This window comes from Acinetobacter sp. MYb10 (assembly GCF_002980175.2).
GTDB lineage: Bacteria > Pseudomonadota > Gammaproteobacteria > Pseudomonadales > Moraxellaceae > Acinetobacter > Acinetobacter guillouiae.
This window is the reverse complement of the sequence record NZ_CP058272.1, coordinates 3,113,811-3,127,165: the sequence shown is the minus strand read 5'-3', so window position 1 is coordinate 3,127,165 and position 13,355 is coordinate 3,113,811. Positions and strand designations below refer to the sequence as shown.

Sequence of the window (13,355 nt, the reverse complement as noted above, 5' to 3'; positions counted from 1 at the left end):
AATAATATTAACAACGGAGTAATCTATTCCATCTACTTTGATTCATATTAGGTTGAGCTAGACTTGAATATCGAAACCCAAATCCACATCACAGGCAGCTTGACCACCACGGATTCCCCAATTTTCAGCGGGAATTTCTCTTAATAAAATTTTGATATGATCTTTGGGAATCCCTAATACAGATAGATTCTCTACAATACTGCGATACAAATTTCGCTTGGTATCCAGTGTACGCCCAGCAAAACAATCAATACGAATCAGGGTAAATTTTTCAGGATAAAGCTTATTCGGTGGACATTGAAAGCGATGTGGTTCATGTACCAATAAACGAATATCACGATCATATTCAGGAATTTTAAAAGCGCTCACCAATGCATGATGAACAGCATCGATTAAGCCCACTTCTTGTGCTACAGAATATTGATAACGAACTTCAATTGTAGTTGCTGGCATTATTGTTCTCGATTTATATTATTTTAAATCGAAAGAATAGCATAATTTATAGACAACCCTAACAATTCAACTGATATCAATTCAGCTGCTTCCACATCTTTTCAATAATATAATAATCCATTGAATTAAATTAATTTTTTACTTAGGTAACAATCTTAATAGCCCCGCATTTTTCCCATCTTCCAAAACCCAAATCGAACCATTATGGGCAGGATGGATATCTCGAATGCGTTGCTGCATGTTTAAACGCTGTACCTCACGGACAGGCTTCGATTCAGTATCAACCACAATAATCGCTTCTGAAGATAACCCACCAATCAAGGCTTTATGATTCCATTTCGGGAATAATTCATCTTGATAAAAGACCAAACTGGAGGGTGATATTACTGGTGTCCAACTGATTTCTGGCGCCTTAAATTCAGGACGCGTCGCATGATCGGGAATGGGTTTTCCTGAATAATGATCACCATTGGAAACAATCGGGTAACCATAATTTTCGCCCTTCTTAATCAGATTTAACTCATCTCCTCCTTTAGGCCCCATTTCAACCACCCACAATTGATCCTTCGCATCAAAAGCCATACCCAATGGATTACGATGACCCAACGACCATACTTGTTTTGCAATCTCACCTTGTTGAGTAAATGGATTATCTGCAACAACAGTACCATCATCATTCAGTCTTAAAACTTTTCCTAAGTTTGAATTCATATCTTGAGCAGGATCAAATTTCTGGCGTTCACCAGAACTAATCCAGAGCTTACCATCCTTTGCAAAAATCATTCGATGTGCATAATGCCCTTGTCCTGAAACCTTAGGAACTTGCTCCCAGATTCTTTTAATATTGATTATTCGAGGATTTTTCTCTTGTAGATTTAATTCACCACGAATCACAACCGCACCATATCCCCCTTTTCCTGTTTCGGCATAACTTAAATAAATTTGATGATTGTTTGCAAAATCAGGATGTAAAACAATATCACCTAAGCCACCTTGTCCACCATAAGCCACTTGGGGAACCTCTAAAATTTCTATACTTTTCAATGTGGAAGGATCAAACAGTTTTAGCTTTCCTCTCCTTTCGGTAATCAGTAAACGACCATCAGCCAACTCAGCCATTGCCCAAGGTTCATCAAATGTCGCTACTTTTTGGATCTGATAGGTCTGGTTGATCAGCGAATTTGCTGTAGTGGTTTGATTATTTTGAGCATTACATGCACTCAACAAGCTACTGCTGAGCAATAGAGGTAAATAGATTAAGCACTGTCGAAAAGCCTTCATTTTAGATTCCCTCAATATTGTTATGACTTATCGATTTATTTTAAACAAAAGTATCCATCTCACCATTTCATATTGGTAACTGAGCGAATTGGGCCTTAATTTTTAATTGGATCATCTTGTAAGCTTTAACCTACAACAATCGCAGTGATTAGCGAATATACGGACCTAGACATTGCACTTATCATAGCAAACATAAAGAGACAGGAAGTCTCATTGAGAATAAGAAAACACACAGGACGTGAGATTCGACAGGAGTCAAATCTAACACACCAATACGAAGAAAACCCCATCAGGATGATGGGGTTTTCTTTTTGCATCTACAAAAATATATTTATTTTCAGTCATTTATGCACTTCAATTCTTGCGCAGATTTATATTTCATCATGCCCATCAACACCGCACATAAAAAACACCCCGCTCTCTAGAGACCGGGGTGTTTTAGATTTAAAAGCTGGCGATGACTTACTCTCACATGGGTAACCCCACACTACCATCAGCGCTAAGAGGTTTCACTTCTGAGTTCGGGAAGGGATCAGGTGGTTCACTCTTGCTATTGTCGCCAGCAAACTGTTATGGACTTGTTCGGGTCTTATTTAAATGCCTTACTTCGTACCAAATGAGTTTAACAGAACATTTGAGTTGGGTATTGTAACTAGCTTTTCAACTAAATCAAGTATGTTTGATCTTTTATGAATCAAATGATGCTTCATATACAACTGCTTGGGTGTTGTATAGTCAAGCCTCACGAGCAATTAGTATTGGTCAGCTTCATGCGTCACCGCACTTCCACATCCAACCTATCAACGTCGTAGTCTTCAACGGCTCTTTAGAGGACATAAAGTCCTAGGGAAATCTTATCTTGAGGTAGGCTTCCCGCTTAGATGCTTTCAGCGGTTATCCCTTCCGAACATAGCTACCCGGCGATGCGACTGGCGTCACAACCGGTACACCAGAGGTTCGTCCACTCTGGTCCTCTCGTACTAGGAGCAGATCCTCTCAAATTTCCAACGCCCACGGTAGATAGGGACCGAACTGTCTCACGCCGTTCTAAACCCTGCTCGCGTACCTCTTTAAATGGCGAACAGCCATACCCTTGGGACATGCTGCAGCACCAGGATGAGATGTGCCGAAATCCCGGTGCCAAACACCGCCGTCGATCTGAACTCTTGGGCGGTATCAGCCTGTTATCCCCAGAGTACCTTTTATCCGTTGAGCGATGGCCCTTCCATACAGAACCACCGGATCACTAAGACCTACTTTCGTACCTGCTCGACTTGTGGGTCTCGCAGTTAAGCGCGCTTTTGCCTTTATACTCTACGCGTGATTTCCGACCACGCTGAGCGCACCTTCGTACTCCTCCGTTACTCTTTAGGAGGAGACCGCCCCAGTCAAACTACCCACCAGACATGGTCCTCGTCCCGGATAACGGGACAGAGTTAGAACCTCAATATTACCAGGGTGGTATTTCAAGGATGGCTCCATAGCAACTGGCGTCACTACTTCAAAGCCTCCCACCTATCCTACACAAGTAAGATCAAAGTTCAATGTCAAGCTGCAGTAAAGGTTCACGGGGTCTTTCCGTCTAGCCGCGGGTACACCGCATCTTCACGGCGATTTCGATTTCACTGAGCCTCTGCTGGAGACAGCGCCCCCATCATTATGCCATTCGTGCAGGTCGGAACTTACCCGACAAGGAATTTCGCTACCTTAGGACCGTTATAGTTACGGCCGCCGTTTACTGGGGCTTCGATCAAGAGCTTCGCTTACGCTAACCCCATCAATTAACCTTCCAGCACCGGGCAGGCATCACACCCTATACGTCCACTTTCGTGTTTGCAGAGTGCTATGTTTTTAATAAACAGTTGCAGGGGCCTGGTTTCTGTGGCTGCCAATAGCTCAAGGAGCAAGTCCTATCACCGTCAGCAGCGTACCTTCTCCCGAAGTTACGGTACCATTTTGCCTAGTTCCTTCAGCAGAGTTCTCTCAAGCGCTTTGGTCTACTCGACCTGACCACCTGTGTCGGTTTAGGGTACGATTCCTGTGTAACTGAAGCTTAGAGACTTTTCCTGGAAGCATAGTATCAGCCACTTCGCTAGTAAACTAGCTTGCTATCAGCTCTCAGCATAGAGCACCCCGGATTTGCCTAAGATGCATGCCTACTGCCTTTCACCTGGACAACCAACGCCAGGCTGACTTAACTTTCTCCGTCCTCTCATCGCATTACACAGAAGTATTGGAATATTAACCAATTTCCCATCGACTACGCCTCTCGGCCTCGCCTTAGGGGTCGACTCACCCAGCCCCGATTAACGTTGGACTGGAACCCTTGGTCTTTCAGCGAACGGGTTTTTCACCCGTTTTGTCGTTACTCACGTCAGCATTCGCACTTCTGATACCTCCAGCATACTTCTCAATACACCTTCATCGGCTTACAGAACGCTCCCCTACCACGTATACATAGTATACATCCGCAGCTTCGGCATATAGTTTTAGCCCCGTTACATCTTCCGCGCAGGCCGACTCGACTAGTGAGCTATTACGCTTTCTTTAAAGGGTGGCTGCTTCTAAGCCAACCTCCTAGCTGTCTATGCCTTCCCACATCGTTTCCCACTTAACTATAATTTGGGGGCCTTAGCTGGCGGTCTGGATTGTTTTCCTCTTGACTACGGACGTTAGCACCCGCAGTCTGTCTCCCGGATAGTACTCATAGGTATTCGGAGTTTGCATCGGTTTGGTAAGTCGGGATGACCCCCTAGCCGAAACAGTGCTCTACCCCCTATGGTATTCGTCCGAGGCGCTACCTAAATAGCTTTCGGGGAGAACCAGCTATCACCGAGTTTGATTAGCCTTTCACCCCTATCCACAAGTCATCCCCTGGCTTTTCAACGACAGTGGGTTCGGTCCTCCAGTTAGTGTTACCCAACCTTCAACCTGCTCATGGATAGATCACCCGGTTTCGGGTCTATACCCAGCAACTAAACGCCCTATTAAGACTCGATTTCTCTACGGCTCCCCTATGCGGTTAACCTTGCTACTGAATATAAGTCGCTGACCCATTATACAAAAGGTACGCAGTCACCGAACAAGTCGGCTCCCACTGCTTGTATGCATGCGGTTTCAGGATCTATTTCACTCCCCTCACAGGGGTTCTTTTCGCCTTTCCCTCACGGTACTGGTTCACTATCGGTCAGTCAGGAGTATTTAGCCTTGGAGGATGGTCCCCCCATATTCAGACAAGGTTTCACGTGCCTCGCCCTACTCGTCATCATTATATGTGCCCTTTCGTGTACGGGACTATCACCCTCTACGGTAGCACTTCCCAGAGCTTTCCGCTAAAACACATATAACTTAATGGGCTGATCCCCGTTCGCTCGCCGCTACTGAGGGAATCTCAATTGATTTCTTTTCCTAAGGGTACTGAGATGTTTCACTTCCCCTCGTTCGCCTCGCATGACTATGTATTCATCATGCGATACCTACCTTATGGTAAGTGGGTTTCCCCATTCAGAAATCTCCGGATCACAGGATATTTGCCGCCTCCCCGAAGCTTATCGCAGGCTATTACGTCTTTCATCGCCTCTGACTGCCAAGGCATCCACCACATGCACTTAATTACTTGACTATACAACCCCAAACAGTCGTTAATCCCTACAAGGAGGATCAACAATGTGAACTTAATCACTTCTATTTGTTGCCTGTGAATTTAATCACTATACAGCTTCAATTTAATTCATATACCAAAACGCTTGATTCAGTTTTATCGCTAGTGCTCATTTCACTCAACATTAACAATTGCTTGCTAACATCAACTAAAACGAGTTTAAACAATTATTTCAACTCAAATATATTCTGTTAATGATTCACTACCGCCTCGTCAGCGAGTAGTTAACTGTGATAAATCACAGAACTTAATAAGCTATCAGCTTACTAAGTTCTGTAATCACTTAGTCTTTAATTAGTGGTGGAGACTAACGGAGTCGAACCGTTGACCTCCTGCGTGCAAAGCAGGCGCTCTACCAACTAAGCTAAGTCCCCAGCTTAAGATCTTAATATATCTGCTCTTCTGTGTTCAGTAGACTTGGTGGGTCTGACAAGACTTGAACTTGTGACCCCACGCTTATCAAGCGTGTGCTCTAACCAACTGAGCTACAGACCCTCAGATACATCAATGAAGAACAACTTGTTGTGGATTCTTACCAATCGTCAATCTTTCGTTAAGGAGGTGATCCAGCCGCAGGTTCCCCTACGGCTACCTTGTTACGACTTCACCCCAGTCATCGGCCACACCGTGGTAAGCGTCCTCCTTACGGTTAGACTACCTACTTCTGGTGCAACAAACTCCCATGGTGTGACGGGCGGTGTGTACAAGGCCCGGGAACGTATTCACCGCGGCATTCTGATCCGCGATTACTAGCGATTCCGACTTCATGGAGTCGAGTTGCAGACTCCAATCCGGACTACGATCGGCTTTTTGAGATTAGCATCCTATCGCTAGGTAGCAACCCTTTGTACCGACCATTGTAGCACGTGTGTAGCCCTGGTCGTAAGGGCCATGATGACTTGACGTCGTCCCCGCCTTCCTCCAGTTTGTCACTGGCAGTATCCTTAAAGTTCCCACCCGAAGTGCTGGCAAATAAGGAAAAGGGTTGCGCTCGTTGCGGGACTTAACCCAACATCTCACGACACGAGCTGACGACAGCCATGCAGCACCTGTATGTAAGTTCCCGAAGGCACCAATCCATCTCTGGAAAGTTCTTACTATGTCAAGACCAGGTAAGGTTCTTCGCGTTGCATCGAATTAAACCACATGCTCCACCGCTTGTGCGGGCCCCCGTCAATTCATTTGAGTTTTAGTCTTGCGACCGTACTCCCCAGGCGGTCTACTTATCGCGTTAGCTGCGCCACTAAAGCCTCAAAGGCCCCAACGGCTAGTAGACATCGTTTACGGCATGGACTACCAGGGTATCTAATCCTGTTTGCTCCCCATGCTTTCGTACCTCAGCGTCAGTATTAGGCCAGATGGCTGCCTTCGCCATCGGTATTCCTCCAGATCTCTACGCATTTCACCGCTACACCTGGAATTCTACCATCCTCTCCCATACTCTAGCTTCCCAGTATCGAATGCAATTCCCAAGTTAAGCTCGGGGATTTCACATCCGACTTAAAAAGCCGCCTACGCACGCTTTACGCCCAGTAAATCCGATTAACGCTCGCACCCTCTGTATTACCGCGGCTGCTGGCACAGAGTTAGCCGGTGCTTATTCTGCGAGTAACGTCCACTCATCTTGGGTATTAACCAAGAGAGCCTCCTCCTCGCTTAAAGTGCTTTACAACCATAAGGCCTTCTTCACACACGCGGCATGGCTGGATCAGGGTTCCCCCCATTGTCCAATATTCCCCACTGCTGCCTCCCGTAGGAGTCTGGGCCGTGTCTCAGTCCCAGTGTGGCGGATCATCCTCTCAGACCCGCTACAGATCGTCGCCTTGGTAGGCCTTTACCCCACCAACTAGCTAATCCGACTTAGGCTCATCTATTAACGCAAGGTCACAAGTGATCCCCTGCTTTCCCCCGTAGGGCGTATGCGGTATTAGCATCCCTTTCGAGATGTTGTCCCCCATTAATAGGCAGATTCCTAAGTATTACTCACCCGTCCGCCGCTAGGTCAATTACCGAAGCAATCTCCCCCGCTCGACTTGCATGTGTTAAGCCTGCCGCCAGCGTTCAATCTGAGCCATGATCAAACTCTTCAGTTAAAAATCATTAGTGACTTAAGGTCACAATTCTGGCTCATCAATGTACTGACAAATTCTCTCAAATAAACTTCGAGTAATTTAAACCAATCAATCAATGATAATATTTCGATCAATCAATCAGTAAAAATCCACACAAGTTGTTCTTCATATTCTCTTAATGATCTTCTCAATGCTTCGTCAGCATCAAGCTAGGTCGGCTATACTACTCTCTATCTCTAAAAAGTCAATCAATAATGTTAATTATTTTTTCTAACAAACCCAACTCTAATCTCATCTTAAAATCTCAATTCGAAATCTTAACAACTTAATCAAGTGCCTGATTTATCAGAAGTTTTATTTAACATCACCGCCGATGGATGTGCATTCTACAGCATTCCTTACCCAACACAACCCCTTTTTTTAATTATTTTTCATTTTATCTATCACTTGTTTATTTATTCTTCTAAAACAGCACTTTTTCTTTAAAAATCTGCTTTTTTGCATAAAAACACAGCAATAAAAAACCAATACCCCATCATATATTCACTAAAACAACTAAAACGGCCTCTTGTATACCCCTTAGCATTGTTATAAATGCAATTTAATAGAGATACGGCGATTAAAATCTATATAAGGAGATAGATCACTTTTATCATTGAATAGAAGCATCGAACTCTTCCCGATAAAGAGATCAATATCTTGTCCCAACTCAAACAATACTTAGACTCGCTAAAACCAACGCTATAAAACTCACTCTATAAAACCAACTCTATAAAACCAACTCTATAAAATCGGGTTCGATAAAACCAAGCCTTAGTTATATTTGGATGTATGTCTATATAAGTCGAGTACAATCTATGAATCCCCCTCTCCCCATTAAATAATTTTCCTAAAGTGAATTAGGGTTGGCACCTTGCTCTAGATAAGCCAAAATCATCAAAGTTAATTCTTTTTTTAGCTGCTGTTCTGAAATTAGAAAATTATTATGGCTGACATAACGCATCATGGTAAAAAGCGTACTATTGATAATGACAAAGGATTTATTTTTAAGTACTTCAAAACTCCAATGATTAAAAAAACGGCTAAATACATACAATCCCACTTCATAGAAATGCTTTTCTAACACTTTTGCCGCTTCTGAATTGTTATAGCCATGCCAATGTTTAAGCACTTCAATAAAAAAGCCACCATCGGCTTTCATCATGTCAAAACCGAATTGAAGACTAAGTGGAATGATTTCTTCTAAGCTCAATTCTTCTTGGCTAATCGCAATCTGTTTCAACGCAAGCCCCAGCTGCTCACTTTTACGACTTAAAAGCTCCTGAATAATTTCTTCTTTATTGCCAAAATACTGATAGATAGAACCAACACTGACACCTGATTTTTCTGAAATTTTGGGTGTAGTGACGTTGATTAAGCCATATTCAGCAACACATAATTGAGTTGCTTCCAAGATACTATCTACGACATTCCGAGCACGTTGTTGTTGTGGTTGTTTTCTCATCTTGCGGTTCACTCCAAAATGCGAATTGAATGCGAATAATTATTCATATTAGAGTTTGACTAAACAATAATCAGGTCGCGCTCAAAATGCAAACATTAATTAAGCCTCAACGCCTTGCCTCATTTGAGACCATGGCACGAACAAATATGAAGTCTAAGCTTTTTTATTATTTTACAGACCAGCAGTTACAACCGAGTTATGACGAATATCTTTCACTCAATCGAGCCTTACAGACTGGTGATATCGCGATGGATAAAGTTATGGATTGGGTGATGACCAATCCTAGACAAAATAGAAAGCTTTTTGAAACAGCCTTGTATCAAGGTTTGGATAAACTTCCCGATGAAATCCCTGAATTAACTGATTTTTTTAAAATGGTTGAACAAGCGCCTACTTGGCTTGATCCAGCTAAAATTGAAACTGCGATCAAATTTACCCATCGTTTAGGGACAAATGGTACTTTTATTTTACGCGATGTGGCTTTAATGACGGGTTATCAATACCCTGGTTTTAATCAACCGTTAATTATGACAGGTGCTTTACATAAATACGCTGGAAAACGCTTAGCTGAAACCCACAAATGGTGGCTTGATGTCAATCAACAAGATAGTTTCTCTCGTTTTAACAATGGTTTTACTTCCACCATTTATGTGCGTTTTATTCATTCGTTGGTACGACATCAACTCAATAAATCCAAAGACTGGGATAACGATATTTGGGGAGCGCCGATCAATCAATATGATCAAGCCATGACCAATATCGCATTTAGTGCGGTGTTACTTCTCGGTGTCAGAGCCATTGGTATTTTTCCAAGCAAAACCGAATCAGAAGCCATCATGCATTTTTGGAAATATACGGGCTGGTTAATGGGAGTAGATGAAAAATGGCTAGTCAATAAAGAGTCTGACGCATGGAAACTACTGCAATGGATGAATGATGCCCATCCTAAAGCCGATGAAAGTAGCAAAGCTTTAGCCATTAGCTTATCCAAAGAGCCTTTTGAACGACATTACAAACACTTTAATTCTTTTTTGCAGAAAAAAGCCTATCAAAATCACTTGGATATTACCCAGTTTTTTATTGGGCAACGTAAAATGAAAAACCTAGGACTCAAGCCACGTACTTTGGCTTGGTATCCGCTTTATTTAATTGCAAAAAATACCCTGCTCTACCGGAGCGCTAAGCATATCGACAAACTGGATCAATATTTGCAACAGAATGGTCGTGCAGAACAAGAATATGCACTCGAACTTTATCAAAATGCGGGGAAACAATTAGCGAGTATGCATCAGTAAGATCTACTCTCCATACGTACTTCATGATTAAATTAAATAGGAACACTCGAAAAAACAAAGGGAAGCCAATTGGCCTCCCCCTTGTTTCACATTACATGACTTCGCGTCACATTACCCATTGATCAATGAGAATGCGTTGCCTCAGAAGCTGGCTGATCCATGTTTGGCATACTTTCATGACTCATCTTAGACATATCATGTTGCTGAGCTGCATTCTGTTTTTGGCTTGGCATATAGTCAGGCTCGTTGGTAATCGCCAAATAGAAGATTCCCATAAAAATACAGCTTAAAATAATTGCGATAATCAGCAACTTCCATCCCCAAAACGATTTTTCAGGTGACAACTTATTACTGTCATTACTCATAGAACATCCTCATATTTCTGTAAAAAATCAGTTTTAAATCAATTAAAATTTCATGCTAATACGAGCCCAATAATTACGCCCTGTATTATTAAATTGTTGAGTGCCGACTTGACCATCCGCACCTACACCCAATTTGTTTAAATGCTCGGTATAGGTTTTATCTAAGACATTGTCGACACCAACAGCAAGATTTAGATCTTTTTGAATGTTATATGACGCATTCAATGCCAAGGTGGTAAAGCTTTTACTTTCACCAGTGTCGTAACCGACAATATTACCTTGATTTAAGCTAATACGATCTTGTTTCGCCACTGCACGCCATAATAAACCTAAAGAATATTTATCTTGAACATAACGTAAATTCAAACGACCTTCTAAAGGCGCAATTTGTGGCAATGGTTTATGTGTATCGGTATTTTCGCCCCATGCATACATTGCACTTAAATCCGCTTGAATCGCATCAGTAAATTGATAACCGATCCCCGCTTCAGCACCCGCAATAGTTGCATCGACATTTTTTGCACCCGCACTAAATGATGAACCATGACTATGTCCATCCATCCCGCCCGTTGGATGATTATGATAACTCAATAAAATAAAGTCATTAATAAGTCCAGCATAAGCAGATGTCCATACACTCAATGCATCATGTTGGTATTGATAACCGAGATCCAACTGTAAAGTTTTTTCAGTGTTTAGATCATTAAACGTCGGTTTAGACATACCAGTATTACCATGTGCAGTACTGAATAGCTCCCAATAATCTGGAACACGTTCCACATAACCTAAACCAATATAAGATTTGGCATTATGTTCAGGAGATTGATTTTCTAAACGAATAAATGCACTTGGCAAAGTTTCTTTACGTTGATCATTCAGTTTTAATGCATCAATTTTAACTTGATCAATTCGTGCACCTGTCACCAATTTATAAGCATCATTGAATTGATAGGTCATTTCTCCGAAAGCACCATAAGATTGGAAGCGCATATCCTCTCTAAATGCAACATTCATGGATGGCATGGTCGGTGATGACATACTGCCGCCATGTTTGTTCAGCTGAGAATCCACCCCAGTAATTAAACTGAGCTTATCCCATTCACTGGTCATGGCTAAACGGCTATTTAAAGTACGACGTGTCACCTGCATTGCCATTGGGTTTGGCATCAACATCTTCATGCCACCATGTGTCATTTCTGCCAATGGTGGAGTACGTAAACTAAAGTTATCCATAATATGGTCGTTATAACTATAGTTCACTTGCCCTTCGAGCTTTTTAATCACAGGGCTTAAATTCTTCTTTTCAACTCGTAAGCCTAAGCTTTCACGTGCAAATTGAGAACCATCCATGGTTCGGCCTGCGTATTCAGCCTCACCATCGGCTTTACCACCCGTCAGTTCAACCCATGTATCTTCATCGGGTGTCCAGCCTAAGGCTAAATCAGTATTCCAGCGCTCCCAAGAAGAAGGCACTTTATTGCCATCACCATCCTCATAGCTGTTTGACTCAGAACGATTGGCATTGATACGCATGTATTTTTTACTGTCACCTACAGCAGCTTCAATATTGTGATCCAAACGTCCAAAAGAACCGACTAAAACACTGGCTTGACCTTGATAATTTTTATCATCTGTTAAGGTTGGTTTTTGACGTTCAAAAATCACCGTGGCTGCTGAACCTGTATTGGCATATTGAACCGTCTGAGGTCCCTTTACCACCGAAATACGGTCAAAACTTTCGGGTTGAATATACGATGTAGGTGCATCCATGCGTGCAGGGCATGCACCTAAATTTTCGGTACCATCTGTTAAAATTTTAATCCGTGAACCAAACATGCCGCGGAATGTGACATCTCCATTGGTTCCACCGCTTTTAATTGAATTAAAGCCTGCAATACTTTGCAAATAATCAGCACCATCTGTAGCAGGTACAGGTTGAATCGGCTGTTTTGGATCAGCATGAATAATCAAACCATTGGCATCATTATTTAACTGTGCTGTAACCACGATTGGAGCAAGTTGAGATGCATGTTCCTGATCGTGTGCAAATGCCGCTGTAGAATAACAAGCAACACAAACCGCAGCCGCTAAAGGCTGTAAAAAGAATTGAGGTTGAGCCATTTTCTTTCTCTTAAATCATAAATTAAACAAGGCTGGAGTCAATGAAGACCCTAAAAATTAAGTTTTTGATTTATGCAAAAAGTGGCGGGGCTCGCCCTTGGGGAAGTAGAAACAAACGTTGCAATACAAAATAGACATGTCGAAATGCTTTTTGAAATGCAACCAGTCGCACTTGGATACGATCTAATATTTCTTTGATTTCAAGTTCAGGAGGTAAAACCAAATTGCCATAGACTGTACAGTATTGGCACTGGTGACCCGCATCATGGTGATGTGAACTTGGTTGCTCTGGCGCTGCATGTTCAGCATGGGCCAATAGATGGTCATGACTGGCAGCTTCATGTGCAGATTGATGTTGATGATGGGTGCTATGTTGATGCTTTTCGTAGAAATGACTTTGTACTAAAGCTTGAGTAATAGTTTCACAGACCGGCGCAATTTGATATTGCTTCGGTAGCAAAGGCTGTAAAAATACAGCAATCTGTAAAAAAACTGCGGTAAAACCGAGCAGTAAACCTATTCTCAACAAAACGTTCGTCTCAACATTTTTCGAGCCAGAGTATAACAAAGCCCAAACAAAATTGGGCTTTGTTATACAGGAAA

Annotated in this window: 7 protein-coding genes, 2 tRNA genes and 3 rRNA genes; 1 reads left to right on the top strand and 11 read right to left on the bottom strand. The window is 42.4% G+C overall.

Features of this window, described 5'->3' with window-relative positions; genetic code table 11:
* Positions 1–57: 57 nt before the first annotated feature.
* The 8 genes from CQZ96_RS14620 to CQZ96_RS14585 form a co-directional block, all read right to left on the bottom strand.
* Entirely contained in the window at positions 58–453 is a 396-nt protein-coding gene (locus tag CQZ96_RS14620; protein ID WP_004725218.1) for a tautomerase family protein, read from the bottom strand.
* Between the two features lie 138 nt (positions 454–591).
* Complete coding sequence (locus CQZ96_RS14615; RefSeq protein ID WP_105713780.1) at positions 592–1,734, bottom strand: PQQ-dependent sugar dehydrogenase; 1,143 nt, start codon at positions 1,732–1,734, stop codon at positions 592–594.
* A 449-nt stretch (positions 1,735–2,183) separates the two neighbouring features.
* Positions 2,184–2,298: ribosomal RNA gene (gene rrf / locus CQZ96_RS14610) — 5S ribosomal RNA — on the bottom strand.
* A gap of 167 nt (positions 2,299–2,465) precedes the next feature.
* A 23S ribosomal RNA gene (locus tag CQZ96_RS14605) occupies positions 2,466–5,356 on the bottom strand.
* Positions 5,357–5,693: 337 nt separating this feature from the next.
* Positions 5,694–5,769, bottom strand: a tRNA-Ala gene (locus tag CQZ96_RS14600).
* 44 nt (positions 5,770–5,813) lie between these two features.
* Positions 5,814–5,890: transfer RNA gene (locus CQZ96_RS14595), tRNA-Ile, on the bottom strand.
* 59 nt (positions 5,891–5,949) lie between these two features.
* Positions 5,950–7,488: ribosomal RNA gene (locus CQZ96_RS14590) — 16S ribosomal RNA — on the bottom strand.
* The 16S, 23S and 5S rRNA genes sit together here with 2 tRNA genes alongside, the layout of an rRNA operon.
* 868 nt (positions 7,489–8,356) lie before the next feature.
* Positions 8,357–8,971 carry a TetR/AcrR family transcriptional regulator gene (locus CQZ96_RS14585; protein ID WP_004723394.1) on the bottom strand — a complete coding sequence of 205 codons (615 nt, stop codon included), beginning with the start codon at positions 8,969–8,971 and terminating at the stop codon, positions 8,357–8,359.
* Between the two features lie 86 nt (positions 8,972–9,057).
* Here CQZ96_RS14585 and CQZ96_RS14580 point away from each other — a divergent pair, with 86 nt between their 5' ends.
* A complete protein-coding gene (locus CQZ96_RS14580) occupies positions 9,058–10,266 on the top strand; it encodes an oxygenase MpaB family protein (protein ID WP_105714237.1) in 1,209 nt (402 codons plus the stop codon).
* Positions 10,267–10,388: 122 nt separating this feature from the next.
* On the opposite strand, the gene CQZ96_RS14575 is transcribed toward CQZ96_RS14580, so the two are convergent.
* From CQZ96_RS14575 to CQZ96_RS14565, 3 genes are all read right to left on the bottom strand, one after another.
* Entirely contained in the window at positions 10,389–10,631 is a 243-nt protein-coding gene (locus CQZ96_RS14575) for a hypothetical protein (protein ID WP_004823727.1), read from the bottom strand.
* Positions 10,632–10,673: 42 nt separating this feature from the next.
* Complete coding sequence (locus CQZ96_RS14570) at positions 10,674–12,752, bottom strand: TonB-dependent copper receptor (RefSeq protein WP_105714236.1); 2,079 nt, start codon at positions 12,750–12,752, stop codon at positions 10,674–10,676.
* Positions 12,753–12,822: 70 nt separating this feature from the next.
* Positions 12,823–13,320, bottom strand: a complete 498-nt coding sequence (locus CQZ96_RS14565) for a DUF2946 family protein (protein ID WP_411909884.1) — start codon at positions 13,318–13,320, stop codon at positions 12,823–12,825.
* Positions 13,321–13,355: the final 35 nt, after the last annotated feature.

Bases quoted from the DNA above. Each gene is read 5' to 3' on its own strand.
- CQZ96_RS14620 (WP_004725218.1), bottom strand. From the start codon at position 453: ATGCCAGCAACTACAATTGAAGTTCGTTATCAATATTCTGTAGCACAA.
- CQZ96_RS14615 (WP_105713780.1), bottom strand. From the start codon at position 1,734: ATGAAGGCTTTTCGACAGTGCTTAATCTATTTACCTCTATTGCTCAGC.
- CQZ96_RS14585 (WP_004723394.1), bottom strand. From the start codon at position 8,971: ATGAGAAAACAACCACAACAACAACGTGCTCGGAATGTCGTAGATAGT.
- CQZ96_RS14580 (WP_105714237.1), top strand. From the start codon at position 9,058: ATGCAAACATTAATTAAGCCTCAACGCCTTGCCTCATTTGAGACCATG.
- CQZ96_RS14575 (WP_004823727.1), bottom strand. From the start codon at position 10,631: ATGAGTAATGACAGTAATAAGTTGTCACCTGAAAAATCGTTTTGGGGA.
- CQZ96_RS14570 (WP_105714236.1), bottom strand. From the start codon at position 12,752: ATGGCTCAACCTCAATTCTTTTTACAGCCTTTAGCGGCTGCGGTTTGT.